This is a genomic window from Deltaproteobacteria bacterium, from assembly GCA_026388415.1.
Lineage (GTDB): Bacteria > Desulfobacterota > Syntrophia > Syntrophales > JACQWR01 > JAPLJV01.
On record JAPLJV010000005.1, the window covers coordinates 18,846 to 45,602 of the forward strand.

Consider the following 26,757-nt stretch of genomic DNA (forward strand, 5'->3'; position numbering starts at 1 on the left):
GACATTGTTTCAGAAAGGCGTCTCGGTACCAGACTTCGCGGCCCCGGTCGGCCGGCCGGCCTCGCCGTTTTCACCGGGTAAAGTATCATCAAGGAAGCATTCATAAATAGCCGTTTTGGAAGCCCCCTTGACGGGCTGGCCGGTGGCCCGTTCCACTTTCGTAAAGACTATTCCTTCGGGCACGGGAAACACCTCTACCGGCGTTCCCCGCAGGGACTGTTCCATAAAGTAGAGCCAGATCGGCGCTGCCGCCCGGCCGCCCACTTCGTGTCTGCCGAGCGTCCGCTCCTTGTCAAAACCAACCCAGACACCGGCTACCAGGGAAGGGGAAAAACCCATAAACCAGGCATCCCGCATTTCATCGGTGGTGCCGGTCTTGCCCGCCACGGGACGACCGATGCTTTTCACCAACTGGCCCGTCCCGCTTTCTACCACGTCCTGCATGATATAGGCCGTCATGAAGGCAATCCGCGGATCAATAACCTGGGTGCTGACAGGTTGGCTCTCTTCAAAGACATGGCCCGTGCGATCAATGATCTTTCTGATGAAAAAGGGATCAACTTTTTTCCCCTGATTGGCCAGCACACCGTAGGCGCGCACCATTTCCTGCAAGGTGACGCCGGACGTCCCCAAGGCCAGGGAAAGATTTCTCTCCAGCGGTGAAGAAATGCCCATGTTGGTGGCATAGGCGGTGGCATAATCAATCCCGATGTTTTGCAGTAATTTGATCGTGACAATGTTCCGCGAATGAACGAGGGCATTCCGCAGGGTGGTCGGCCCCTGGAATTCCCGGTCAAAGTTCTGCGGCTTCCAGACATTTTTGGCGGCATCCTGATAAACGAGGGGCGCATCAACGACCACTGTGGCCGGCGTCATGCCCTTGTCAAAGGCCGCCGTATAAATTAAGGGTTTAAAAGCCGAACCGGGCTGTCTTTTGGATTGGGTGGCGCGATTGAATTCACTCTTGATAAAATTCCTGCCGCCCACCATGGCCTTGATGGCACCCGTAGCGGCCTCCATGCTCAGGAGAGCGCCCTGCGCCAGCCCCTGCGGGTATCCCTGCCTGGTCTCCAGTTCCGACAAGCCTCTCTCCACCGCTTCCCGCGCTGCCTTCTGCATCTTGATATTCAACGTCGTATATATCTCAAGCCCCTCTTTATAAAGGACATCGCTGCCATACTTCTCCAGGATATAGCGGCGGACATTTTCCACGAAATAGGGGGCGATTTTATCCTTCGGCTTGATGGAACGCAGCGCCAAAGGAGCTTGGACGGCCTCTTCCTTTTCCCGGGGGGTTATGTAGCCGTCTTCCGCCATCCTCTCCAGGACATAGGCCTGCCTCTGCTTCGCGCGGTCGAAATGCAGATAGGGGGAATAATTGGTGGGCGCTTTCGGCAGACTGGCCAGGATAGCCGCCTCGGAGAGGGTCAAATACCTGGCGCTTTTTCCGAAATAGCCCTGGGCTGCCGCTTCGATGCCGTAAGTGCCGTGACCCAGGTAAATGTAATTCAGATAGAGATTCAGAATCTCTTCCTTGGTCAGATATTTATCAATCTTATAGGCCAGGATTGCCTCTTTGACCTTCCGCAGATAACTTTTTTCCGAGGACAGATAAAGGGACTTGGCCACCTGCTGGGTGATCGTACTGCCCCCCTGGACGATGTGGCCCGCCTCGATGTTTTTATAGAAGGCGCGGGTGACGCTTTGCCAATCTACGCCGCTATGCTCGTAAAAACGGGCATCTTCGGCGGCGACAAAGGCCTGCACGGCCCTTTTCGGCAACTCGGAAACCTTGATTAGTTTCCTGTCTTCGGCAAAAAACTCATCAATCAGTTCATTGTTGTCGGCATAGACGCGGCTGGCAATGCTCGGGCGGTAGTCCTTGAGGGCCGCAATACTGGGTATTTCATTCAGTAATACGTAATAGAGGAAGCTGCTGCCCGCCAGGACCGCCACACCGGAAAGTATAAAAACCACAAAAAGCGCCTTGACCAAGAGGGAATATTTCCTTGTCTTAAGTTTGCGGGGAATAAATTTACCGGCGTTCATACTTCCTTTTCTTGTTTCGCTGCGTCCTCATCGGCGGGAACAGGTTTTTTTTCAGCAAATCTTGACACCACGATCCCGACTTCGTAGAGCACCATCAAGGGCAGGGCCATCAAGGTCTGGGTCAGGGCGTCCGGTGAAGGGGTGAGGACCGCCGCTACGATAAAAATGATAAGAATGGCGTACCGCCTCTGTTTAGATAACATCCGGGCATTGACGATCCCGATTTTCGTCATGAAAAAGAGAAAGACGGGCAACTGGAAGGAGACGCCGAAACCGAGAAGAAATTTTAAAGACAGTGACAGGTACTCCTTCAAAGAAAACATTGGTTTGAGAAAATCGGAAGAAAAAGACACAAAAAACTTGAAGGCCGGCGGCAAGACGAGGAAATACCCGAAAAGCACGCCGCTGATAAACAACGTGGAGGAGACCAGGACAAAGGGCAGGACATATTTTTTTTCTCCCGGTAAAAGCCCCGGCGAGATGAATTTCCAGACCTGATAAAGGCAGTAAGGGCCGGTCAGCAAGAGGGACGCGAAAAAGGCAATCTGCATGTAGATGAAAAAAGCCTCCGGCATGCCCGTATAGATCATAAAGCTTTTGGCGGGCAGCACATCGGCCAGTGGTTTGGTAATAATCTTGAACAGCCAGTCCTTAAAGCCATAACAGGCCAGAAAACCTATCCCGACGGCGGCCAGGACGCGGATCAGCCTGGTTCTCAATTCCTCCAGATGGGAGGTAAAAGACATTCTTTCATCAGTAGGATTATCCATAAGTAATCAGATCCTGGGGGAAATCATCTGCATGGTCGGTAACTTACTGAGGTATCGGGGAACCTTTAGTAAGTTAGAAATTATTTCTTGCGTTTTTTTACCCCTCAAGGGGGTACTGAAAAGAGTGGCAAGAAATAATTTCGTAAACTTACTTATCCCGTTTATCGGGGTTGGCAGCAGCATCATAGGGGTGGGAGTCAGCCTTTTTCCCCTCGTCAACCTTTGGCGAAGATGGGGGCGGCGGCGAACCGGCAGCATCATGACTCTTGTTGGACAGAAATGACTCTTTGATATCTTCGACATCCTGTTTTATTTCATCCACCCGCAGGCTTTCCTTCAGCGTCTCCGTGGCGCCTTCGGTGGCCTTGCGAAATTCGGACAGACCCTTGCCAAAGGTCTTGGCCAGATCCGGCAACCGCTTCGGTCCCACGACCAGCAGGGCAATTACCAATATTACCATCAATTCCGGCATCCCGATTCCAAACATTGTTTCCACCTTCCAGTATATGTTGGCGCCAGTATATATACGGTATCCGGGCTTTGTCAACGGTTTATATGAAAATGGATCGTCATAACGGCGTCGGCCGGTATCCAGTCCTTTTTTGACAGGGGGCGGATTACCCTTTGGTTTTCTCCGTGCTGCTCTGGACCGAGCAGGACTGACTCGTTCAGCCCGGTCCTCCCCGTCGCGGGATGCGCCACCCCAGGATAAGGTACCAGATGACCACCACGATCAGCAATAACCAAACCCAGCTCATTTTGCCCTCCTTGCCCTTCCGTGTTACCGGGCATCAGTTCCCAAGCGAACCGCACCCGAATTTTGCCATCCCCAGAAATTAAAAAAGACGAGAAACCGCCTATGCCGTCTTGTCTTTTTACTGGAGTCCATCATTTAATATCTGGTCTATTGAGGGTGATAATCACCACGAAGACCTCGTGATACTTTTCTCGTTAACATCCAGTAGGATTGACTCAATACGCGCATTGCAGTATCTCGTCCGTTTAATCTCTTATGGCACTTCCCGATAAAACTTGAAAGGTAATAAAACTGGTTGTGGCTATGAGGAAATAAAGAAGAGGGCTGCAATGCTTTCTTATCCATAAGCTGTGGTCGGCTTATTAAATAACTGCCTTTGAAGCAGCTCATCATAACCACCAAGATATCGTAAAGCTTTTTTGCTTACCTCCCAGTGAAATGACAAATAACTTTACACTCCGTGATGTAATCTAATCCGGGCATTGCAGCCGCTCTACGGTTACAATCTAATGCTAAACATCGCTTAAGTCAAGAAAAACAAGAAATAATTTCTAACTCACTAAAGCCGTTCTCCGGGTGAAACTTTTTGCCTTTCCCGTTGTTTTGTGGTACGTGCCAGTTCCCGATGGACAAGATAAATCTTCCCAATTTGGAGGCGATTATGTCCCGTAAAACAGGAATTGTTCAAGATACACGCTACCTTTCGCATGTTGTCGGGTTCGACCATCCGGAATCTCCGGAAAGGCTGGCGGCCATTTATGAAATGCTGGCGCTGCCCGACATGGCAGATAAATTTATCCAGATTCCCGCGCGACCGGCGACTATTGATGAACTGGCGATGGTTCACCGCCGCTCCTATATTGATTTGGTGGCCGACACAGCCGGGAAATCCTTTACCCCTCTTGATCCTGACACTGCCACTTCGGCAGAATCTTTTACTGCAGCGCTGCTGGCCGTGGGGGGGCTATTAAACGCCATTGACAGCGTCATCTCCGGCGGGGTGGACAATGCCTTTGCCCTGGTCCGGCCGCCCGGGCACCATGCCGAGGACCGGGGTGCCATGGGTTTTTGCCTGTTCAACAATGTGGCCATCGGCGCTCTGCATGCCATCAACAAGCATCACCTGCAAAGAGTGCTGATTGTTGACTGGGATCTGCACCACGGCAACGGTACCCAGCATTCCTTTTATGAAGACCCGCGGGTGCTTTATTTTTCCACCCACCATTATCCCTATTATCCCGGTACGGGCGACCTGAAAGAAAACGGCCGTGGCGCCGGTCTGGGCTACACGATCAATGTCCCGCTGCGCACGGGGGCCGACAACGGGCTCTATGTAGATATCCTCCGGAAGCTGTTACAGCCGGTAGCCCTGCAATTCCAGCCGGAGCTGATTCTGGTATCGGCCGGCTTCGATATTTACGCAGAGGATCCGCTGGGCGGGATGGAGGTGACCACGGAAGGCTTCGCCGGCCTGACAAGGGTGCTCATGAACATTGCCGATGCCTGCTGCCGGGGGCGTCTGGTCATGACTCTGGAAGGAGGCTACCACATCCAGGGGCAGGCTGCAGCGGTAAAAAAAGTATTGCAGGAGATGCGGGACGACAGGCAGACGGATGTCGAGCTGCTGTTTCCGGCCGCCGGGAATGCCCTGCGGGAAGATCCGATCATTCAACGGGTGATGGATCAGATCAGACCTTACTGGCCTGTATTTTAGTGAGTTAGTATTTGCAAAGCAAATACGTGAACGAACTATCCCCTTCAGGGGATTGAATTGAAGTTTCGGAGGTAGCAGCGTGAAGATAGAAAAACCAGAGGTGGAGTACGTGGCTCATTTAGCCAGGCTGGAATTCGACGCCGCGGAAACAGAAAAGTTCACCTCCCAGTTGAACGATATCCTGTTATATATGGAAAAATTGAATGAGGTGGATACGAGCGGCATCGCGCCGGTGAGCAGCAACATCTCGCTTACCAACGCCTTTCGGGAAGATGTCGTCGGTATTTCTCTCAGCCACGACCTGGCCCTGGCCAATGCCCCGGAAACAAGGGCCGGCTGTTTCCTGGTGCCCAAGGTGGTGGAATAGGATAAGCTATGGAACTTTATGAGTTAACCATCCATGAATTGCAGGGCCGGATAAGAGCAGGAACTGCGACAGCTGCCGACATCGTCTCTGCCGTCTATCGGCGGATTGATGCGGTGGAGGGCAGGGTGCACGCCTATATTACGCTCACCAGGGAACTGGCCGGCGAGCAGGCGGCCCAAGCCGATGCCGCCATCAAAAGGGGCGAGATCAAAGAACTAACGGGCATCCCCATTGCCCTGAAGGATATTTTATGCACGCGCGGCATCAAAACGACCTGCGGATCACGGATGCTGTCCGATTTTGTCCCTCCCTACGACGCCACGGTAGTCGCCCGACTGCGGCAGGCCGGCGCCATTTTCACGGGCAAGACCAATATGGACGAGTTCGCCATGGGATCGTCCAATGAAACATCCTATTTCGGCGTTACGGCCAATCCTTGGGATTTAACCCGTATTCCGGGTGGTTCAAGCGGTGGGTCCGCTGCCGCCGTGGCGGCCGACGAATGCCTGGCGGCGCTGGGCTCCGATACGGGGGGCTCCATCAGGCAGCCGGCGGCGCTCTGCGGTGTAGTAGGCATGAAGCCGACTTATGGCCGGGTGTCCCGTTTCGGCCTGATTGCGTTTGCCTCCTCGCTGGATCAGATCGGCCCTTTTACGAAGGACGTGGAGGACTGCGCCATTATGCTGAATATTATCGCCGGCCATGATCCCCGCGAATCAACCTCTGCACCACTGGATGTGCCGGACTATCGGCAGTTCCTTCCCCGGGGCGTGGAGGGCTGGACGGTAGGCATTCCCCGGGAGTATTTTCTGGCCGGAATAGACCCGGAGGTGGAAGCGGCGGTCAAAAAGACCATTGCCGTCGTCGAGGGTCTCGGCGCGCGCTGCGTCCCCATTTCCCTGCCCCACACGGAATATTGCCTGGCCGTTTATTATATTGTGGCCCCGGCAGAGGCCAGTTCCAATCTGGCCCGCTATGATGGGGTAAAATACGGTTTCCGCTCCCGGGACGGCCGCGACCTCCTGGAAATGTATAAAAAGACCCGTTCCGCTGGTTTCGGCGCGGAGGTGAAACGCCGGATCATGCTGGGCACTTATGTCCTCTCTTCGGGATATTATGACGCCTATTATAAAAAAGCATCCCAGGTGCGCGGACTTATCACGCGTGATTTTGAGCAGGCCTTTCAGACCTGCGATGTCATCCTGACCCCCACGTCACCCACCCCGGCCTTCCGGCTGGGTGAAAAAACCGACGACCCGATGCAGATGTACCTCTCTGATATTTTCACAATTTCTGCCAATTTAGCCGGCATACCGGGCCTGTCCGTCCCCTGCGGTTTCACGACGGGCGGTCTGCCGGTCGGCGTCCAGTTCCTGGCCGGCCACTTTGCCGAGGGGAAACTGCTCCAAATTGCCGCCGCTTATGAAAAGAACGCCAATATTGAAAAAAGGAGACCCAGTCTGTAATGGAATTTGAACCGGTTATCGGGCTGGAAGTGCATGCCCAACTGCGGACGGAAACAAAGATATTTTGCAGTTGCTCCGCTAAATTCGGTGCGACCCCGAATCACCATACCTGTCCCGTATGTCTGGGGATGCCCGGGGTGCTGCCCGTCTTAAACAGAAAAGTCGTTGAGTATGCCTTGAAGATGTCCCTGGCCACGCACTGCCGGATCAACGCAGAGTGCAATTTTGCACGGAAAAATTATTTTTACCCCGATCTGCCCAAGGGCTACCAGATATCGCAATACAACCATCCGCTGGCGGAGCACGGCTGGGTGGACATCGAGCTCGCGACGGGCCGGAAAAAGATCGGCATCACGCGGATCCACATGGAAGAGGACGCGGGCAAGCTCATGCATGACGAATACAGCCCCGTAAGTCTGGTGGACTTGAATCGCACGGGCGTACCGCTCATGGAGATCGTCAGCGAGCCCGATTTGAGGAACCCGGAGGAGGCCGCCGCCTATCTGAAGCGGCTCCATGAAATTCTGGTTTACCTCGAAGTCTGCGACGGCAATATGGAAGAAGGCAGTTTCCGCTGCGATGCCAATGTTTCTCTGCGGCCCGTGGGGCAGGAGGCCTTCGGTATCAGGGCGGAATTAAAAAATATGAATTCCTTCCGGAACGTGCAGCGCGCCTTGGAGTATGAAATCAAGCGCCAGGGCTACCTGCTGGAAAGCGGCAGCCCGGTGGTGCAGGAAACCAGGCTCTGGGATGATGCCCAAGGGGTAACGCACTCCATGCGGGGCAAGGAAGACGCCCATGATTACCGGTATTTTCCGGACCCCGATCTGGTGCCGCTCGTGGTTGACACGGGATGGATCGCCGCTATCGCCAGTGGTCTGCCCGAGCTGCCGCTGGAAAAAAGGGAACGTTTCATCAGTGACTATCAATTGTCTCCTTACGATGCGGGTGTCCTTACCGCGAGCCGGGAACTGGCCGACTATTTTGAAGAAACGGCCCGGCTGTCCGGTCAAACCAAGCCGGCTGCCAACTGGGTTATGGGCGACCTGCTCCGCTTCCTGAACGAAGACAAACGGGATATCAAAGACTCCCCCGTAACTCCTGTCGCCCTGGCGGATATGATCAAACTTATCGAGGCCGGGACCATCAGCGGTAAAATGGCCAAAGAAATCATCGCCGAAATGTACAAAAGCGGCCGGCCTCCCGAGGCCATCATTGCCGAAAAGGGCCTGGTTCAGATTACCGATGAAGCCATGATCACGGGCCTCATCGCCGATATCATGGCCGCCAATCCCGGCCAACTGGCCGAGTATCGCGGCGGCAAAGACAAGCTCTTCGGCTTTTTCGTCGGTCAGGCGATGAAGGCCACCCAGGGTAAGGCAAACCCGCAGATGATCAATGAATTACTCAAAAAAATGTTAGCGCCATGATCAGAACTATTTATTGGGAGAATGACGCCGTCGTCATGATTGATCAGAAGCTCTTGCCTCAGGAGGAGAAGTATATAACCTGCCGTGATTACAACGAGGTCATCGCCGCGATCAACGATCTGACGGTGCGGGGCGCGCCGGCCATCGGGGTGGCGGCGGCGCTCGGCATTGCCCTGGGCGCCCTGAACCTGAACTGCCGCGGGCGAGAAGATTTCCAGGAGTCCTTTACGCAAATTTGCACACAATTCTCTCAAACCCGTCCTACGGCGCGCAATCTCTTCTGGGCAATAGAAAGGATGAAGAAGCGCCAGGCGGAAAGCACCGGCTCGGTAGCGGACATCAAGGCGGCCCTGGTAGCCGAGGCTTGCCTTATTACCCGGGAGGACATCGCCATCAATCGCCGGATCGGCAGGAATGGCCAGGGACTCCTCCGGGATGGCGATCGGGTGCTGACCCACTGCAACGCTGGCGCTCTGGCCACGGCCGGTTACGGGACGGCGCTGGGAGTGATCCGGGCCGCGCGTGAGGAGGGGAAAAACCTGCATGTCTTCGTGGACGAGACAAGGCCGGTTCTGCAGGGCGCCCGGCTGACAGCCTGGGAAATGCAGCAGGAAAACATCCCGGCCACCCTCATCACCGATAATATGGCCGGTTTTCTCATGCAGCAGCGCAAGGTAGATTTGGTCATCGTGGGGGCGGACCGGATAGCCGCAAACGGCGATGTGGCCAATAAAATCGGCACCTACAGCGTGGCCGTGCTGGCCAAAGAAAACGGCGTGCCATTTTATGTGGCGGCCCCCCTGTCCACCCTGGACATATCCTTGCCCAATGGCGATGTCATCCCCATAGAGGAGCGCAATGACGAAGAAGTGCTGTCGTTTCGCGGGGCAAGGACAGCTCCGGCGGGCATGGCGGTCTATAATCCGGCCTTCGACATCACACCGCATCGCTATGTGACGGCCATCGTGACCGAGGCGGGGATTGTCCGGGCTCCCTACGCGGAAAACATTCAAAAACTCTTTTAGTGAGGGGTAATTGCAGAAGTCTTATAAAAAAACACCGCATGTCATTCCGGCGGAAGCCGGAATCCAGAATTTTCAACGCTTTACAAAAACGCTGGACACCGGTTTTCACCGGTGTGACGGCTTTTGCAATTGCCTCGTTTATCGGGGGGCGGCTCAAGATGTCTGAAGCAATCAAAAAAGTAATTATCTATACGGACGGCGCCTGTCAAGGCAATCCTGGCCCGGGCGGTTACGGTGTGGTGCTGCTTTACAACAAGCACCGCAAGGAGCTCGCGGGTGGCTTTCAATTGACGACCAACAACCGCATGGAGATCATGGCCGCCATTGTTGGCTTGGACGCCCTGAAGGACAGGTGCCTGGTGACTATTTATACGGACTCCCAATACCTGACGAATGCCATGACGAAGGGCTGGGTGGAAAAATGGCGGGCCAAAGGGTGGATGCGTAACAAACAGGATAAGGCCCTCAACCCGGACCTCTGGGAACAGCTCCTCGGCCAGTGCCGTCGCCATCAGGTGGAATTCATCTGGGTGCGGGGTCATGCGGCCAACATGGAAAATGAACGTTGCGACCTGCTGGCCCGGGAAGCGGCCTGCGGCCAGCACCTGCGCCCCGATACGGGCTATCGGCCTTAAGGAACGTACTGTAATAATATGTTTTTACCGACTATCGCGGCAGAAATGAAATCCCTGGGCTGGAAACAGCCGGATGTCATTTTGGTTACCGGAGATACCTACATTGACAGCCCCCAGATCGGCGCCGCCGTCATCGGTAAGTATCTGGCAAAGCACGGTTTTAAAACGGCTATCATTGCCCAGCCCGCAACGGAGGACGGCCGGGACATCAAGCGACTCGGGGAACCAGCCCTGTTCTGGGGCGTCACGGCCGGGGCGATAGATTCCCTGGTGGCCAATTACACCCGCCTGAATAAATTCCGTCATCAGGACGATTATACTCCGGGCGGCGTCAACGTCCGGCCGAACCGGGCTACTATCGTTTACACGAACCTGATCCGGCAGCATTTTAAGCCTGCCAAACCCATCATACTGGGCGGGATAGAGGCGAGCTTGCGCCGCATCGCCCATTATGATTACTGGGACGATGCCATCCGCCGCTCTCTCCTTTTTGATGCCAAGGCCGACATCCTGGCCTACGGCATGGCGGAAAAAACCGTGCTCGAACTGGCCCAAGCCTTCCGGGCCGGCGCCGACTGGAGACAAATTCCAGGGATTTGCTATATTGCCCCAACTTCTGCCGGGGGAAACATCCTGCTGCCCCCCTTTGCCGAAGTCGCCGCCGACAAATCTTCCTTCCGCCGCATGTCCGTGTTATTCGATCAGCACGCCGACTATCCCTCCCCGGGATTCACTCAGCAGCATGGCGATCGCTTTCTCGTCCACAATCCACCCCCGTCTCCCTTGACGACAGCGGAACTGGACGAGATCTCGGATCTGGAATTCGCCGGGGATGCGCACCCTTATTATAAAACCGGCGAGATCAGGGCGCTCGCCACGATCAAACAATCCATCACGACGCATCGCGGCTGTATAGGGCAGTGCAACTTTTGCGCGATCGCCGTGCATCAGGGGCGTCAGATTGTTTCCCGCAGCCCGCAGTCCATTATGGCGGAGGCGGCGCGGATCAGCCAGAGACCGGGATTCAATGGCATTATCTATGATGTGGGCGGCCCGACGGCCAACATGTACGGCCTCTCCTGCCGGAAAGGGTGGGCCTGCCCAGACAAGCATTGCCTCATGCCGAGAATTTGCCCCCAGTTGAGGTTCGGGCATCAGGCGCAGATAGCAATTCTCCGGCTGCTGCTGGGTCTGCCGGGCATCAAAAAGGTCTTTGTGGCCTCCGGCATCCGGCCCGATCTGGTCACGGCCGATGAGGAAAACGGGAGACGTTATATCGCGCAGATAGCCAGGCATCACGTCTCCGGACAGATAAAACTGGCGCCGGAGCATTCCGAACCGGCTGTCCTGAAGCTGATGAACAAACCACCCCCGGAATCCCTGCTGCGCTTCAAAGACGCCTTCGACAGCATCTGCGCCACCGCGGGCCAGGATTATTACATGACCTATTACCTGATGGCGGCTCATCCGGGCTGCACAATGGATCACATGCAGCGCCTCAAATCGTTCCTGTCGGCGGGATTAAAAACCACCCCCGAACAGGTGCAGATATTCACCCCCACCCCCGCCACCATTTCCACCGCCATGTATTACTGCGAGACAGACATGGCCGGGAAGAAACTATTCTGCGAGAAAAACCTGCCGGCCATGCAGAAACAAAAAGACCTGATTCGGTGGCGCCATCTTTGATACGGTCAATGTCGTATGGGCCACCTTTTTTGTTGTCGTATCCTACTGCTCCACAAGTTCCACACGTCGGTTCTTAGCCTTTCCTTCTTCTGTTTTATTTGAGGTTATGGGGCACAGCGAACTAACACCGTATGCCTTAAGCCTTGATGAGGCTATTCCATATTTCGATCCGAGCGAATTGGCTACGGCGACTGCGCGATCACTTGAGAGCTTCATGTTGGCGGCGAATGATCCTGTGTTATCAGTATGACCGACGACATGAAGCGTAAGCGCGTTGTTGTTTCTTAGAAGTTTGGCAATTTCGGCAATCGCAGCGTCTGATTCTGGCTTTATCTCTGCTTTGCCTGTGTCGAAGTGTATGCCGTATACAGAGACATGACCCGTCCTCTTGATATCGTTGCCCATCGCCTCGGCATTTGCCTCGACCACCTGTTCCATAACTGCTCTTTCAACAATGGTAAGTCTGTACAAGGTTGGCCAAGCTGATACCGCCACCCATGTTTCTTTTCCCTCATTCTCCAACTTGATAGTTGCACTCCAGGGGCGTTCGCCTTCAAACAGGACCTTCCCCCCAATCTTGGTGAGAGCGTTTTCAATGTTCCTGACTACCTTGAGATCTCCGGGTTCCTTCGCGCCCTGATTGAGGTCATATTGGAAGTAGTACTTGTGGCCTTCCACGGCGATCCTGGAGATCTTCTTGCCGTCTTGGACGAGGAATTCGTGCCTGTCGAAATCCTTGTCACTGTAGGATCCGATGCGGAAATCCGGCATCCGCGTCAGCAGCGGGTGATCTGTGCTCCCTTTTACGTCTTGTGCCGCCACGGAAATTTGCGCGCCGGCTAACACAAACCACATGCAAAGAGTTGCAGTAAGAATCTTGCTCATTTTGAGGCCTCCTTAATTAGTCTTTTATATGAATATTGTCCGATGCTTGAAATAGCAAGTTCGGGTTTTTAGCCGTATATGTTCTTTGCATCGAGCGATCTTCATTCTTACAGGAAATGGCACCTCCGCTTTAAAAAAGGAGCCATTCCATTTGTTAACCCTTTGACGATCCCTAATGGGATTTCTACATGCATAGTAATTCTTTGAAAAGTCAAGAAACAGATTTCATTGATAACCATTAGCAGGGATGAATATCTGGTAATATTGCTGGAAGCTCTCTTTCAGGAAGTTTACTACCCTCTCTTGAACCAGTGCCGGCGATTGTGTTCTTTGAACGCCGCCTCCAGGGTGTCCAGCTTCTTGGGCAGCAGAATGCCTCGTTCGATGAAGTAGTTGCCAATGCGGGGCTGGCGGATTTTCTGGCGGCCCAGTAGTACCAGAACTTGATAAGGGCTCAAACATCCCGTGCGCAGCGCGAACTCGCCAAAGAGCTCCCCGCGCTTCCGCTGCCGCAGGATGTTTTGAATATCAAGCGGGCTTAGCCAGCTCAGTTGGCAGGCAATATCGCCGAGGCGCGGCCGCTGAATCCTCTGCCAGACGATGGCGTCCCACATCTGCCGCAGGGAAATAACTCTGGAATAATAAAGAAACTGGCCGATGAAGATTCTGCGGGAGGGTATCTCCCCCTGGTAGAAATGCTGGCGTTGGGGAGGCGGAGGTTTGGTTATGGGGCGATCAAAACGATATAAAGACCCCGGCGGCATTGTCAGAATGTAGCGATCCGGTTCCTGGATGTACGAAAAGACCTGTTCGTAGGCGCGATTGACCTCTTTGAAGCGCTCCGCCAGAATCGCTTCCGGCACGCCGGTATGATACGCCCGATCCGGGTGCGTGACCATGACCAGCTTGCGATACGCCGTCTTCACCCCGGCCGGTCGCAGGTAGTCGAGAAATTGCGGCGTAATTTTCGCTTCCGGGCCAAAAAGAATCCGGCACGACTGGAGGAGCTGCTTTTCCGGAAGGACGATCCGGGTATTTCTGCCGTCTGTATTCGTGTCCGGTCTCCCTTTACCTATCTGGTCATGGCAAACCACTGTGCCTCTTTAATAGGCCAGGGACATAACATTTTCTATCTATTTGGTCAAAGCCTCCCCGCCCCTTTTTTAAATATTGTTGACCATCAGGAGGTCTTAACCTATACTGGCCGTAAACAAGGGCTTGTAAATCCAAGAGAATTGATATTATAGGACATCGGGCTCTGCTCGTGCCGTCATGAAAAGCTGCACCTCGGCCCTCAGGAATGTGCAACCCCTCTCGAAACCTGTTCCAATTTCGGGTTTGCCGCCGATTACATGACCCGGCATAAACTGACCAAAGAGGTAACCCTTGTCACTCGACGTCATGGCAATCGTGTTATTTGCCGCCGCACTTCATGCCGGTTGGAATGCGCTTGTTCGCGCGTCTGCTGAGAAATTTCAGGATACCGTCTTGATTGTTCTCGGTGCGGGCGTCTGGACAGCGTTCTTATTGCCGTTAGCTCCCCTTCCCGCCGTCGCAAGCTGGCCGTATTTGGCGGCGTCGGTATTGATACATATCGCCTATTTTTCCCTCGTCGCGTTTTCGTACCGAAGCGGCGAACTGAGTTTCGTGTATCCGCTGATGAGAGGCTCCGCGCCGGCGCTGTCCGCAGTTGCCGCCGCGCTTTTGATCAATGAATCGCCTTCGCCGGGCGGATGGGCAGGCATTCTCCTCATTTCTTGCGGCGTACTTGTTCTGGCTGGCGACTCGTTACGTTCCGGGACATTTAGGGCCGCGCCCGCCCTGTTCGCACTGACCAACGCCGGCGTCATTGTTGTTTACACTCTCGTAGATGGTCAAGGGGCGCGACTTTCCGGGCATGCATTCAGTTACACGGGCTGGATGTTCCTGTTGACCGCCCCACTGTTGTTAACCATTTCAGCAGCAGGCCGGGGCCGGGAGGTATTTCAGCGTATCCAGTCCGGTTGGGGCAGGGGCTTGCTCGGGGGCGCCTGCACCCTGGCCTCGTACGGGCTGGCACTTTGGGCAATGACGCACGCGCCTATCGCCCTGGTCGCGGCGCTCCGCGAAACGTCGGTGGTTTTTGCCGCGATCATTGCGGCCTATTGCCTGAAAGAGCCGATTACCTTGCTCAGGTACGCATCAATATTCACAGTGACTGCGGGCGCCATCGTAATGAAGGTGTTCTAAGTGCATCATTCTGCGTCGCTGACTGCGTTCAACGGGCTGTCGCCTTTGCTGTTACGAGGTGGGGGATGGCGTAGGGTCCCTCCCGGATGAAGGCTACTGAAGGTTCGACACCCTTTTTCCGGTAATCGGCCACGGCAAAACGGAGGGCGGTTTCAACCATCTCCCGGACCGCCGGAACGGGGCTGGAGCAATCCTCTCCTGCCATGAAGTCGAGGCCGCACCGGCCGGGCAGCAGGTCATACATCTCGCGCGGGATCGTGTGCGTGCAGTAGAAAAACCGCCCCACGGCGATCTTCCGGAAAACCTTGGCCCACATCTCGGGCTCCCACTGGTCCTTCGTAAAGCGCCAGCCGGGGGCCTCGATCATTTTCAGATAATGGTCCGCTCCCTGGATCTTGAGCAGGTGGAGGAGACTCTTGTATTCCGGCCCGCCGATCGGCTCCGCATCGCGGTTGTCGGTGGCGAGGATCATGATACCTCCCTTCCCGATCGCCGGGAGGGCGTTGTGGGCAGCCTTTACCGCCTGGTAGTGGTTCCGGCCGACATAGCCGCCGTGGGTGAGGATAATGTCGTACTCCCGCTCCACCGGGACGGAGACGGTTTCCCGGATGAGGTCGCCCGCCGCTTCGTGCGCCGCTTCGAGATCCCCGGCGAAGACGCCGGTCAGGCGCAGGTCGCGATCAAGCGTCGTGTTTACGATAAAATCAACGCCCACCGTCCGGGCGATCGCGAGGGATTCCTCGTGGCAGGGGTTGTGCCGGAGGATCAGGTTCTGTGCGCAGGGAGATTCAAGAAAGCCGGGGCTGTGGAACTTCTCGATGGTTCGCTTGTCCACGAGGCCCGGGCAGATCGCCTTCCGTCCGCCGGAGAGCCCCGCCATGTAGTGGCTCTCCACGAGGCCCGTCGCGATCCGGAGGTCGGCCCGGAAAAAGGCGCTGTTCACGAAGACATCCCCGCCGGTCGGGATCTTGCCGATGAAGGTGAGCGAGGGGAGCGCCTCGCAGTCGTGGTCGTGCACGGGGTAGTCCCGGAGGATATCCTCACCCAGAATTTCGACCCGTTCGGCCTGGGTACTCGGCCGGTGCATCCCGTTTCCGATGACGATGGTGGTGTTTTTCCGGGAGATTCCCTCCGCCTCCAGCCGGTTCAGCAGAGGCCGGAGGAGGCCGGTCTCCCCGCGGTAGGGGACGGGGCGAGTGATGTCGGAGACGGTCACCGCGGTGGTAAGTTCTGCCGCTGGTTTTCCCTTGCTCCGGATGATCTCCGCCAGCGGCGGGCAACCGATCGGATGCGACAGGGCCTCTTCATAAGCGGCCTTGGGGTCGGAAATGAGCGGAATCCCTTTCATGCCGAGGATGACACAGTGCGGCGGAACGCGGACGTCAAGCCGGTAGCGGCCATAATCAACCGGGATCTCTCTCCAGTCCGTTGTGTCAACCGTCTGCGCGGTTTTATGGATGTCGGATTGCATATCGGTCTCCGGATAATGACGATATAATATTACCCCTGTTTTTCCAGGGCAGTCCTGATCAGGTTTTCTGCCTTCATTACCAATTCCTCCGCGGTAATGTCGCCCGGCTCAAGCGGATCAAGAACGCTGTACGTGACATTTACCCCAAAGGACATCGGATATAATCCCTTTTTCATAAGTTCGTAATTACCGTCAATCACCAGCGGCACGATCACCGCTCTCGGCGCAACTTTCAACAGGGCCTTTATTCCTGCCGGCTTAAACGGTTTCATTTTCCCATCTTTTGTCCGGGTGCCTTCGGGGAAGATACTGGCGGTGTAATTATTATTTTCAATATATCTGCCCAGCTTTTCGATCTCCAGGACAGCTTGCCGCCGTTTATTCCGGTCAATCAATACCGACCCCCCATACCTTAAATTATAAGATACGCTTGGTATGCCCTTGCCCAACTCGATCTTGGAAATAAATTTGGGGTGATAATGGCGGAATCCCCATACGATGGGTGGAATATCCAACATGCTCTGATGGTTGGAAATCAGGATGATGGGCCGTCCCTTTGGTAATTTATCAAAACGCCGGAACGAAATTTTTGTCCCTAAGATGAGCAGGCTTTTGATGAGCAGGATATTCATGATTTCCACTGATTTTTTATGGGCATTATATCCCCAGATATTCCTGCAAATCACTTGAATGGGATGGAATACGACCAGCAGGAGTCCAAAAACTATGAGATATACGGGTGTTAAGAGATATCCAAGAAATTTCGTAATTGCTATTTTCATCTGAACTTTCCTGTCCAAATTGCGGCGATGATTTACTTTACCGGACCAGACTATGCAAGCTTTCTTAAGAAATCAACAAAAATAACATTTGACGAAAGAAGACGACTCCGTAAAAAGTCGTTGTCATCCTTCGACAAGCTCGGGATGAGCGGTAGTATGTTTTATAACTTACCGTAACTACAGTAGCTCCGCTCATGGTGAGCTTGTCGAACCATGAACTGAAAGCTTATTTTTGACTTTTTTCGAGGTCGTCAAAGAAGAAACTCATGGATCATAAAAACCATCCGCCCGCTGCGCTCGCCTGGGGACTCGGCGCAGCCTTCTCCTTTAGGGGTTTCTACCATACGGGATACCCGTCGCGACAAGCTCCGCCGAAAACCACTGCCGTCAGCGGGAGGGGAACGGAGTAAAAAATTCGCGCGGGTTAACTCTAATAAGTAAAACGTCATCCACAACGATAATGGCGGATTCCGAACCGGAATCGCTGATGTTGTTTCCTCAATAATTGTGATATGAAAGGTGGCCGATTGCACCGGAATCACGCGTAAGGTCATTACCAAAGGGTACATGGTTGCAAGGAGGACGAAACATGGTCATGCTGAACGAGACACCGGCAGGCAATGCCGCAGAAATTCCCGTGCTTGAAGCCCGTACCCTCGAAGAGGCGGAGACCCTCCAGCGATTGATGAAGGAACAGCAGCACACCCAAAAGGTGTACAACGAGCCTTGGAGAGGAGGTCATCATGAATAAAGAAAAAGATAATAAACTCGCCTTGTTCGAAGGAAAACGGATCCGAAAAACGCTTCACGAGGACGAATGGTGGTTTGTCGTGGAGGATGTTGTGCTCGCTCTCATCGAATCGCGTGACCCGAAGCAATATATCCAGCGCATGAAGCAGCGCGACCCTGAGTTGGGTAAAGGGTGGGTACAAATTGTACGTACCCTTTCCATCCCTACCGAAGGCGGTCCGCAAAGGCAGAATTGCGCCAATACCGAGGGGATCTTCCGTCTGATCCAATCCATCCCCAGCCCCAAGGCCGAACCGTTCAAGCGCTGGCTGGCGCGGGTAGGCAAGGAGCGGATTGACGAGATCGAGAACCCCGAACTGGCCATGGGTCGGATGCAGGAACTCTACGAGAAGAAAGGCTACCCCAAGGAGTGGATTGACAAGCGGCTGCGGGGGATCGCCGTCCGGCAGGATCTGACCGATGAATGGAAAGACCGAGGCGCTGCGACCCGTCTGGAATTCGCCATCCTGACCAATGAGATCATGCAGGGCACGTTCGGCCTCAAGGTGGATGAGTACAAACAGATCAAAGACCTGGAGCGGGAGAACCTCCGCGATCACATGACCGATATTGAGTTGATCCTGACCATGCTGGGCGAGGCGACCACCACGGAGCTGCACCGGGACCGGGATTCGCAGGGCATGGCGCCGCTGAAAAGGGATGCTCAGGCGGGCGGAGCCGTGGCCGGCAGGACGCGCAAGGACATTGAGGCCCAGACCGGCAAGCCGGTCATCTCAAGCGGGAACTTCAAGAAACTGTCCGCCAGGAAACCGAAAAAGCTGAACGCACCTCCGCCCGATGCATCGAGGCCATATGATACGCGGAAAGGCAAAAAAATGGTTGTGCAAAAACCGTCCAGAGCTTAGTATCATTTTAGCCGAAGAGGAGGTCATACAATGAGTTCGAAAAAACTGGATCCCACCGCAGGTGGGAAAAAACGCGATCCTGATTTCATCAATGCGGGAATTGCATTAAAACGCGCGGCCAGAAAGGCCAGACAGCGGGCCCAGCAGGCAGGCATCGGTGTCATCGTGCTCCAGGATGGCAAGATCATGGAAGAACGACCGGATCACCCCTAAAGACCGACGCAACACTCCCTTAGTATTTGATAATTATATGGGAAGTGTTCCTGGTTTTTTCAGATATGGCTGATAACGGACATCGGGCAGAAGTGCAAGTTAATAAATGGTTAGGATCAAGGCTATGAACAGAATGCAGACTGAAATGCTTGAGGAACACCTCCCTTATCGCCTGACGCACCTTGATGGGCTCTGCTGGGCATGTGAGGTACTCATCTCAGGAGAGAAACCATCGGATGTGAGCATTACCTTTGATGGCGTCACGAAACTTAAGCAAACCGCTGTATTGTTCTTGACTAATTCCTTGGTGGAGGCTGGTCTTCTTTACTGTCGTGTCCTCTTCAACTTCTTGGGCATACGTTTAGAAAGAAATTTGCATAAACTTACAATTATAACGAATCCTGGTTCTGGCGATGATTATAGTATCGTCAAGCTTGGGCTGCCCATCCTGACACTTGACGATCTCCGTTTGGCTCCAACCGGTATACCGGGAGAAGTTGAAGAATCTTGCCGGCTTACTCTATTGGCCACAAACAAAGGTGTAGCACATTTTACAGACTCGATAACTCCGAGGTCTCAAGCGCAAGATGCCCTTTGCTGTGCAAAAACTGTTATGTGGCTAACTGAGGAGTATGTCTATAAAAGGATAGGGCTCGCTGCACCGTTCTACAAGCATTGGACGAAGGCCTGACCAATGCGTCCACCCGATCGCCGAAAAAGTCGGCTCCGAGTGACGCTAATGTTAACAGCAAAATAAAGAAAATGGAGGCAAATAATGGAGACACAAACCATGAATATTATTGCGGTCATTGTTGGTCCGATTATCGCTGTCATCATTACATTGCTGTATCAAAGGCATAAAGAAAAACAGGACACTAAGCATAGGGCCTTTCTCCTCCTAATGGCTCATAGAAAATCCATACCACCAAACTATGCAATGGTTGAAGTGTTGAATACACTGGATGTGATATTTGCGAAAAATAGAAAGGTTATAGATTTATGGCACAAATATTATACCTTGCTTGCTCAGCCTTATTCTCAAGAGAGGGATCATACGTGGCTGGAACTCCTAAGCTCAATTGCGGAAGATTTGCATTATCCCTCGCTGCAGCAAACTGATCTCGATAAATTCTATGTTCCGCAAGGTCATGTAGATCAATACGAATTACAGGGGAAAATACAGAAGGAATTTCTTAGGGTTCTTGAGAATACTTCATCACTTGTCGTAACAAAGAAAGAGGGTGATAAAACATAATAAAAACTCAAGTTCACCAATCACTGCAGCAGACAGCTACGCTGCCGCTGACCTTTGGCCTTATGTCTTCACGACCGAACTCGCAGCTTCCTGAGTACGAATAAAAGTATAATACCCGCAGGAGACAGAAATGGCAGGCAACAATGAACTCGAACGGACCCTTTGGGCGGCGGCGGACAAGATGCGCTCCAACATGGACGCGGCGGAATATAAGCATGTCGTCCTCGGGTTGATTTTTCTCAAATACATCTCTGATGCCTTTAATGACCTGTATCAGAAACTTAAAGAGGGCCAGGGCGAGTCCGAGGGGGCAGATCCCGAAGACGCGGATGAGTACCTGGCACACAACATTTTCTTTGTGTCCGAAAAAGCCCGCTGGCAGTACCTGCAAGACCGCGCCAAACAGCCGGAAATCGGCAGATTGGTTGACGATGCGATGGATGCCATCGAGCGCACCAACCCGCCGCTCAAGGGCGTACTCCCCAAGATTTTCGCCGACCCGGACTTAAACAAGCTGCGCCTGGGCGAGTTGATTGACCTGATCGGCACGATTGGCTTCCGGCAGGATGGGCGCCAGGCCCAGGATCTGCTCGGGCGCGTCTATGAATACTTCCTCGGCCAGTTTGCCGATGCCGAAGGCAAGAAGGGCGGACAGTTCTACACACCCGTCAGCATTGTCAAACTGCTCGTGGAAATGCTCGAACCTTACAACGGGCGCGTCTATGACGGCTGCTGCGGCAGCGGCGGGATGTTCGTGCAGAGCGAAAAGTTCGTGCTGAACCATCAGGGGAACATCAAAGACTTATCCATTTTTGGGCAAGAGTCCAACCCCACCACCCTGCGCCTGGCACGCATGAACCTGGCGATTCGCGGCATCGACGCCAAACTGGAACTGGGCGACACCTTCCTGAATGACCGCCACCCCGACCAGAAAATGGATTTTATTCTTGTCAATCCGCCGTTCAACGTGAGTGATTGGAGCGGCGAGCAGTTGCGCGATGACGCCCGCTGGGAATATGGCCTGCCGCCGGTCGGCAATGCCAACTATGCCTGGCTGCAACACTTCATCCATAAACTGAGCCCGAACGGTACCGCCGGGATTGTGCTGGCCAACGGCAGCATGAACAGCAACACCAGCGGCGAAGGTGAGATTCGCAAGAACATGATCGAGGCCGGGCTGGTGGACTGCATGGTGGCCCTGCCCGCGCAACTGTTTTACAACACCATGATTCCCGCCTGTTTATGGTTTTTGGCGCGCAACAAGACCAACCATAAATTCCGCGACCGCTCGCAGGAAATCCTGTTTATTGACGCCCGCAAACTGGGCGTTATGGTAAACCGCCGCAACAAGGAATTAAGCGATGAAGATATCGCCCTCATTTCCGGAACCTACCACAACTGGCGCAGTAAAAATGGTGAGTACGAAGACAAAGCGGGCTTTTGCAAATCCGCAACGATTGAGGAAGTAAGGAACAACAACTATGTGCTCATGCCCGGACGCTATGTGGGCACGGAAGAAGAAGCCGGTGACGGCATCCCCTTTTCTGAAAAAATGCAAGTCCTTACCACCAAACTTGCCGGGCAGTTTGCGAAAGGCAATGAACTGGAAAAGACCATACGCGAGAACCTGAAGGGGATCGGCTATGAGTTCTGAGATTGAAACCGTCAAAGCATTATTGAAACAGGTCAGGGAGCTGATTCTTGCCGCCCGGAAGGCCACTGCCCGGACTGTGGACAGCATCCAGGTTGTAACTTGTTTTGAAATCGGCCGCCGCATTGTCGAGCATGAACAGCAGGGGGCTGACCGCGCCAAATATGGAAAGAATTTACTGCGGGATTTGGCAGCACGCTTGACAAGTGAGTTTGGGCCGGGGTTCTCAAAAAGCAATCTGGAGTATATGCGTCGTTTTTACCTGATGTATCAGGACAGTTATCCGGCAATTGCCCAGACGGTGTCTGGGCAATTAGTCCAGGGTTCAAAATCCGAGACGCTGTCTCGGAAATTTCCCGTTCCTCCAAAAAAGCCGTTGCCACCGATGGGCTTTACTCTGTCCTGGTCGCAGTACGTCTTTCTCATGGGGATCAAAAATAAGGACGAACGGAGCTTTTACGAAATAGAAGCCGCAGCTCAAGGCTGGTCTGTTCGGGAACTTAAACGCCAGTTCAATTCAGGACTGTATGAGCGGTTGGCTTTGAGCCGCGACAAGGAGGGCATCCGCAAGCTGGCTCGAAAAGGCCAAATTATCGCCAAGCCTCAAGACCTTCTCAAAGAACCCTATGTATTGGAGTTTCTTGGTCTGGATGAAAAATCGCAATACTCCGAAACCGATCTGGAGTCGGCAATCATTGATAAGCTGGAGCATTTTCTTCTGGAGCTGGGCAAGGGTTTCCTTTTTGAGGCCCGCCAAAAGCGCTTTACCTTTGCTGAAGATCATTTTTTTGTCGATCTGGTTTTTTACAACCGGTTATTACGCTGCTATGTTCTGATTGATCTTAAAATCGGCAAACTGACCCATCAGGACCTAGGGCAGATGCAGATGTATGTCAATTATTTTGACCGTTATGTAAAGAGTCCCGATGAAAAGTCCACGGTCGGGATTATTCTCTGCAAGAAAAAGCATGATGCCCTGGTAGAAATAACACTCCCGCAGGATGCCAATATTTTTGCCTCCCCCTATCAGTTGTATCTGCCCACCAAGGAAGAACTGCGACAAAAGCTCCTGGATTGGACGGCAGAACAAGAGGAGAAACGGATATGAATTCCGGTCTGATAGGCATCGAAATGCTGCGGTTCCAGTTGAGGGCATCGGTGCTTGCCGTCTTCCTTCAGTTTCTTGAATTTTTCCAACAGGTTGTTGGACTTTTTGCTCTGTCGGCAATTGTGCAATGGCCTGTTGCACAATTTGGTTGGGAAGGGCTGCTGAGACGTAAAACCGTAAGAATCCCCGATTATTTCCAGGGAAGCCTGCCGATCATAGAGCAAATTGAGGCGGCGCTGGGAGGAGAGCGGGGGTGAGTCGCGAGGGATGGGACCAGAAACAATTAGGAGACTTGGTGACTTTTCAGCGAGGTCATGATTTGTCCAAGTCTGAATTTGTTCATGGTAAATACCCTATTGCTGGGTCAAATGGGATTATTGGCTATCATCATGCACTAACCACGAAAGGTCCATCAATTACAATTGGAAGAAGTGGCAATTTGGGAACGCCTTATTTCTACAAAGATGATTTTTGGGCACATAACACAACTTTATATGTGAAGGAGTTTCATAACACAGACCCTAAATTTATCTACTATTTATTGAAAACACTTGATTTCACACAGTTTAATTCTGGAAGTGCAGTTCCAAGCTTGAATCGCAATTACATACATCCTTTAGAAGTCTACGTCCCGGAGACTATAGAGACCCAACGCCGCATCGCTTCCATTCTCTCCGCGCTGGACGAAAGAATAGAACTCAACCGCCAGACAAACGCCACGCTTGAAGCTCTGGCGCGGGCTCTGTTCAAATCCTGGTTCGTGGATTTTGACCCCGTCCGCGCGAAAGCTGATGGGTACACTCCCGTCGGCATGGATGCTGATGCTGCGGAGCTTTTCCCCAATAAATTTATCAAAACAGAACTTGGCGAAATTCCCGTTAGCTGGGAAATCAAGAGCATTGGGGAAATTGCAGAACGTGTTGCGATGGGCCCTTTTGGTTCGTCAATCAAAGTAGAAACTTTTGCCGATGAGGGCATCCCTATTATTAGTGGGCAACACTTGCGCGGGTTCATGCTTGAAGATTCAACGTATAACTTCATTACTTTGGAACATGCGGAAAAACTTAATAAAGCAAATGTTTACCCTGGCGATGTTATCTTTACGCACGCGGGTAATATCGGGAATTTGGCTTTTATCCCCGAAGATTCGACATACCCACGATATGTAGTTTCACAACGCCAGTTTTTTATGCGCTGTAATCCCGCAAAAATAACACCCAGTTTCATTACTTATTACTTCCAGTCACCGGAGGGTTTGTATAAATTACTTGCAAACACATCATCAGTAGGCGTGCCTTCCATTGCACAACCTGTGACATATTTGAAATCAATCAAATTGCCAATCCCACCGCGGGCAATTTTGGAAGCGTTTGAACAAATTATTATACCACTACATCGTAAATATAGAGAGAATAACCGCGAATCAAGCACACTGGCGGAGATGAGGGACGCACTCTTGCCCAAATTGATGAGAGGAGAGATCGAAGTATGAGCGGTACTCTTTACGAATCTGAGATCGAACAACTCGCCCTCGAATTGCTGCGCGACGAAAACGGCTATATCGTATTGTTTGGTCCCGATCTGTTAGAAGGCGCTAACCCGGAGCGTGTTTATAGTGAAGTCATTCTGCCAATCCGCCTGCGCGCCGCCATCGACCGGCTCAACCCGCATATCCCCGCCGAAGCGCGCGCAGATGCCTTTAAAAAAGCCCAGCGCGCCTTGGCGCTGACCGTGATTGACAATAACGAAGCCTTTCACAGCCTGCTCACTGAAGGCGTGGATGTCAAATTCAGTGTGGGCGAGGGCAAATCCCGCACCGATAAAGTCTGGCTGGTGGATTTTGCCCACCCTGAAAACAACGAATTTTTAGCCGTCAACCAGTTTACCGTCATCGAGGGGCAGGCCAACAAACGCCCCGATATCGTCCTGTTTATCAACGGCTTGCCGCTGGTGGTGATCGAACTCAAAAACGCCGCCGATGAAAACGCAGACGTGCAGGCGGCCTTCCACCAATTGCAAACTTACCAGCAAGTCATCCCCTCCCTGTTCACTACCAACGCCTTTCTCGTCATCAGCGATGGCTGGTTTGCCAAAGCCGGCACCATCTCCAGCGATTATTCCCGCTTTATGGAATGGAAAAGCGTGAATGGTGAGCGCGCCGTTGATTCCCGATGCGAGCCGGAGATGGAGCCGCTCATCAAGGGGCTGCTCAACAAAAAGACACTGCTCGATGTCATCCGTCATTTTATCGTCTTTGAAAAGACCAAAGAGAAAACCGTCAAAAAGGTGGCCGCCTATCACCAGTATTTCGCCGTCAACAAAGCCATTGTCTCCACCATCCGCGCTTCTGCCAGTGAAAGCGGGTGTTTTGTCACCGAACACCCTTCCGTCTATGGCTTGCCGAGCGTCGAACGCCAGCCCAAGGGTGATAAGCGCGCCGGTGTGGTCTGGCACACCCAGGGCAGCGGCAAGAGCCTTTCGATGGTCTTTTACGCCGGGAAGCTGGTTTTGCAGGAGGAAATGTACAATCCCACCTTGGTAGTGTTGACGGACCGCAACGATCTGGACCAGCAACTCTTTGAAACGTTCAGTAATTGCCAGCAGTTACTACGCCAGACGCCCGCCCAGGCCGCCAACCGCGATGACCTGAAAAAGTTGCTTTCCGTAGCCTCCGGCGGCATCGTCTTTACCACCATCCAGAAATTCCTGCCCGCAGAAAACGGCGCAAAATATCCCGTTCTTACCGAGCGCCGCAACGTGGTGGTGATTGCCGATGAAGCTCATCGCAGTCAATACGATTTTATTGACGGTTTTGCCAAACACATGCGCGACGCCCTGCCGCATGCCTCCTTCATCGGCTTTACGGGCACACCGATTGAAAAGGAAGACAAAAACACCCAGGCGGTCTTTGGCGATTACATTGACGTGTACGACATCCAGCAGGCGGTGGCCGATGGGGCGACGGTGCGCATCTACTACGAAAGCCGCTTGGCCAAAATCGAACTCTCCGAATCCGACCAGAAACTGCTCGATGAACGCGTGGAAGAAGTCACCGAAGACGACGAGCTGACCGACCGCCAGCGACGCTTTGCCAAATGGGCGAGCAAAGAAGCAGTGGTGGGCAGCGCCAGCCGCCTGAAGCAGGTCGCCGCCGACCTCGTCCGGCACTTCGAGCAGCGCCTGAGCGCGGCGGACGGCAAAGGCATGATCGTCTCCATGAGCCGCCGCATCTGTGTCGAAATGCACAAGGAAATCATCGAACTGCGCCCGGACTGGTACAACTCCGAAGACGACAAGGGTGTCATCAAAATCGTCATGACCGGCTCCGCCAGCGACTCGCTCGACTGGCAGGAGCACATCCGCAACAAAGAGCGCCGCAAAGCGATCGGCAACCGCCTGAAAGATCCCAAAGACCCCCTGCGGTTGCTCATCGTGCGCGACATGTTCCTGACCGGCTTCGATGCGCCCTGCCTGCACACCATGTACGTGGACAAGCCGATGAACGGGCACACCCTGATGCAGGCCATCGCCCGCGTCAACCGCGTCTTTGGCGACAAGGAAGGCGGGCTGGTGGTGGATTACATCGGCATCGCCCAGGATTTGAAG

At 53.4% G+C, this 26,757-nt stretch carries 26 protein-coding genes; 19 read left to right on the top strand and 7 right to left on the bottom strand.

Going from position 1 to position 26,757, the window contains the following annotated elements; translation table 11 throughout:
• Positions 1 to 9: 9 nt before the first annotated feature.
• From NT140_01030 to tatB, 3 genes are all read right to left on the bottom strand, one after another.
• Positions 10 to 2,049, bottom strand: a complete 2,040-nt coding sequence (locus NT140_01030; GenBank protein ID MCX5830474.1) for a PBP1A family penicillin-binding protein — start codon at positions 2,047 to 2,049, stop codon at positions 10 to 12.
• Positions 2,046 to 2,819, bottom strand: coding sequence for a twin-arginine translocase subunit TatC (gene tatC, locus NT140_01035; protein ID MCX5830475.1), 774 nt, complete (start codon positions 2,817 to 2,819; stop codon positions 2,046 to 2,048). The genes NT140_01030 and tatC overlap by 4 nt, the downstream gene beginning before the upstream one ends.
• 148 nt (positions 2,820 to 2,967) lie before the next feature.
• The gene (gene tatB, locus NT140_01040) at positions 2,968 to 3,306 is read right to left on the bottom strand and encodes a Sec-independent protein translocase protein TatB (GenBank protein MCX5830476.1); all 339 of its coding nucleotides are present in this window, start codon (positions 3,304 to 3,306) and stop codon (positions 2,968 to 2,970) included.
• A 931-nt stretch (positions 3,307 to 4,237) separates the two neighbouring features.
• On the opposite strand from tatB, the gene NT140_01045 reads away from it, so the two are divergent.
• From NT140_01045 to NT140_01075, 7 genes are all read left to right on the top strand, one after another.
• A complete protein-coding gene (locus NT140_01045) occupies positions 4,238 to 5,290 on the top strand; it encodes a histone deacetylase (GenBank protein ID MCX5830477.1) in 1,053 nt (350 codons plus the stop codon).
• 79 nt (positions 5,291 to 5,369) lie between these two features.
• Positions 5,370 to 5,657, top strand: coding sequence for an Asp-tRNA(Asn)/Glu-tRNA(Gln) amidotransferase subunit GatC (gatC, locus tag NT140_01050; GenBank protein MCX5830478.1), 288 nt, complete (start codon positions 5,370 to 5,372; stop codon positions 5,655 to 5,657).
• Between the two features lie 8 nt (positions 5,658 to 5,665).
• Positions 5,666 to 7,123 (top strand): Asp-tRNA(Asn)/Glu-tRNA(Gln) amidotransferase subunit GatA, encoded by a 1,458-nt coding sequence (gatA, locus tag NT140_01055; protein MCX5830479.1) that lies wholly within the window; start codon positions 5,666 to 5,668, stop codon positions 7,121 to 7,123.
• On the top strand, positions 7,123 to 8,553 hold the full coding sequence (gene gatB / locus NT140_01060) for an Asp-tRNA(Asn)/Glu-tRNA(Gln) amidotransferase subunit GatB (GenBank protein MCX5830480.1): 1,431 nt from the start codon (positions 7,123 to 7,125) through the stop codon (positions 8,551 to 8,553). Before gatA ends, gatB begins: the two co-directional genes overlap by 1 nt.
• Positions 8,550 to 9,578, top strand: a complete 1,029-nt coding sequence (gene mtnA, locus NT140_01065) for an S-methyl-5-thioribose-1-phosphate isomerase (GenBank protein MCX5830481.1) — start codon at positions 8,550 to 8,552, stop codon at positions 9,576 to 9,578. The genes gatB and mtnA overlap by 4 nt, the downstream gene beginning before the upstream one ends.
• 158 nt (positions 9,579 to 9,736) lie before the next feature.
• The gene (gene rnhA / locus NT140_01070; protein MCX5830482.1) at positions 9,737 to 10,213 is read left to right on the top strand and encodes a ribonuclease HI; all 477 of its coding nucleotides are present in this window, start codon (positions 9,737 to 9,739) and stop codon (positions 10,211 to 10,213) included.
• Between the two features lie 18 nt (positions 10,214 to 10,231).
• The gene (locus tag NT140_01075) at positions 10,232 to 11,902 is read left to right on the top strand and encodes a YgiQ family radical SAM protein (GenBank protein ID MCX5830483.1); all 1,671 of its coding nucleotides are present in this window, start codon (positions 10,232 to 10,234) and stop codon (positions 11,900 to 11,902) included.
• Between the two features lie 42 nt (positions 11,903 to 11,944).
• Here the strand turns inward: NT140_01075 and NT140_01080 are convergent, their stop codons facing one another.
• On the bottom strand, positions 11,945 to 12,787 hold the full coding sequence (locus tag NT140_01080; GenBank protein ID MCX5830484.1) for an OmpA family protein: 843 nt from the start codon (positions 12,785 to 12,787) through the stop codon (positions 11,945 to 11,947).
• Between the two features lie 293 nt (positions 12,788 to 13,080).
• A complete protein-coding gene (locus tag NT140_01085; protein ID MCX5830485.1) occupies positions 13,081 to 13,881 on the bottom strand; it encodes a DnaJ domain-containing protein in 801 nt (266 codons plus the stop codon).
• Positions 13,882 to 14,188: 307 nt separating this feature from the next.
• Here NT140_01085 and NT140_01090 point away from each other — a divergent pair, with 307 nt between their 5' ends.
• Positions 14,189 to 15,016: an EamA family transporter gene (locus NT140_01090; protein ID MCX5830486.1), complete on the top strand. Its 828-nt coding sequence runs from the start codon at positions 14,189 to 14,191 to the stop codon at positions 15,014 to 15,016.
• A gap of 28 nt (positions 15,017 to 15,044) precedes the next feature.
• Here NT140_01090 and larA read toward each other — a convergent pair whose 3' ends face one another.
• Together larA and NT140_01100 are read right to left on the bottom strand one after the other, a co-directional pair.
• Positions 15,045 to 16,487 (bottom strand): nickel-dependent lactate racemase, encoded by a 1,443-nt coding sequence (gene larA, locus NT140_01095; protein ID MCX5830487.1) that lies wholly within the window; start codon positions 16,485 to 16,487, stop codon positions 15,045 to 15,047.
• A gap of 29 nt (positions 16,488 to 16,516) precedes the next feature.
• Entirely contained in the window at positions 16,517 to 17,269 is a 753-nt protein-coding gene (locus tag NT140_01100) for a lysophospholipid acyltransferase family protein (protein MCX5830488.1), read from the bottom strand.
• Between the two features lie 266 nt (positions 17,270 to 17,535).
• On the opposite strand from NT140_01100, the gene NT140_01105 reads away from it, so the two are divergent.
• From NT140_01105 to NT140_01155, 11 genes are all read left to right on the top strand, one after another.
• Complete coding sequence (locus NT140_01105) at positions 17,536 to 17,679, top strand: hypothetical protein (GenBank protein MCX5830489.1); 144 nt, start codon at positions 17,536 to 17,538, stop codon at positions 17,677 to 17,679.
• A gap of 179 nt (positions 17,680 to 17,858) precedes the next feature.
• Complete coding sequence (locus NT140_01110) at positions 17,859 to 18,020, top strand: hypothetical protein (protein ID MCX5830490.1); 162 nt, start codon at positions 17,859 to 17,861, stop codon at positions 18,018 to 18,020.
• A complete protein-coding gene (locus NT140_01115) occupies positions 18,013 to 18,924 on the top strand; it encodes a Bro-N domain-containing protein (protein MCX5830491.1) in 912 nt (303 codons plus the stop codon). Before NT140_01110 ends, NT140_01115 begins: the two co-directional genes overlap by 8 nt.
• A gap of 30 nt (positions 18,925 to 18,954) precedes the next feature.
• Positions 18,955 to 19,137: a hypothetical protein gene (locus NT140_01120; protein MCX5830492.1), complete on the top strand. Its 183-nt coding sequence runs from the start codon at positions 18,955 to 18,957 to the stop codon at positions 19,135 to 19,137.
• A 124-nt stretch (positions 19,138 to 19,261) separates the two neighbouring features.
• Complete coding sequence (locus NT140_01125) at positions 19,262 to 19,828, top strand: hypothetical protein (protein ID MCX5830493.1); 567 nt, start codon at positions 19,262 to 19,264, stop codon at positions 19,826 to 19,828.
• Positions 19,829 to 19,912: 84 nt separating this feature from the next.
• Positions 19,913 to 20,392 carry a hypothetical protein gene (locus NT140_01130; GenBank protein MCX5830494.1) on the top strand — a complete coding sequence of 160 codons (480 nt, stop codon included), beginning with the start codon at positions 19,913 to 19,915 and terminating at the stop codon, positions 20,390 to 20,392.
• 130 nt (positions 20,393 to 20,522) lie between these two features.
• Positions 20,523 to 22,046 carry a class I SAM-dependent DNA methyltransferase gene (locus tag NT140_01135; protein ID MCX5830495.1) on the top strand — a complete coding sequence of 508 codons (1,524 nt, stop codon included), beginning with the start codon at positions 20,523 to 20,525 and terminating at the stop codon, positions 22,044 to 22,046.
• Positions 22,036 to 23,151, top strand: a complete 1,116-nt coding sequence (locus NT140_01140) for a PDDEXK nuclease domain-containing protein (GenBank protein ID MCX5830496.1) — start codon at positions 22,036 to 22,038, stop codon at positions 23,149 to 23,151. The genes NT140_01135 and NT140_01140 overlap by 11 nt, the downstream gene beginning before the upstream one ends.
• Positions 23,148 to 23,408: a hypothetical protein gene (locus NT140_01145; protein MCX5830497.1), complete on the top strand. Its 261-nt coding sequence runs from the start codon at positions 23,148 to 23,150 to the stop codon at positions 23,406 to 23,408. The genes NT140_01140 and NT140_01145 overlap by 4 nt, the downstream gene beginning before the upstream one ends.
• Complete coding sequence (locus tag NT140_01150; protein MCX5830498.1) at positions 23,405 to 24,643, top strand: restriction endonuclease subunit S; 1,239 nt, start codon at positions 23,405 to 23,407, stop codon at positions 24,641 to 24,643. Before NT140_01145 ends, NT140_01150 begins: the two co-directional genes overlap by 4 nt.
• The coding region (locus NT140_01155; protein MCX5830499.1) for a type I restriction endonuclease subunit R at positions 24,640 to 26,757 on the top strand (2,118 nt) is incomplete at its 3' end. The genes NT140_01150 and NT140_01155, both read left to right, overlap by 4 nt.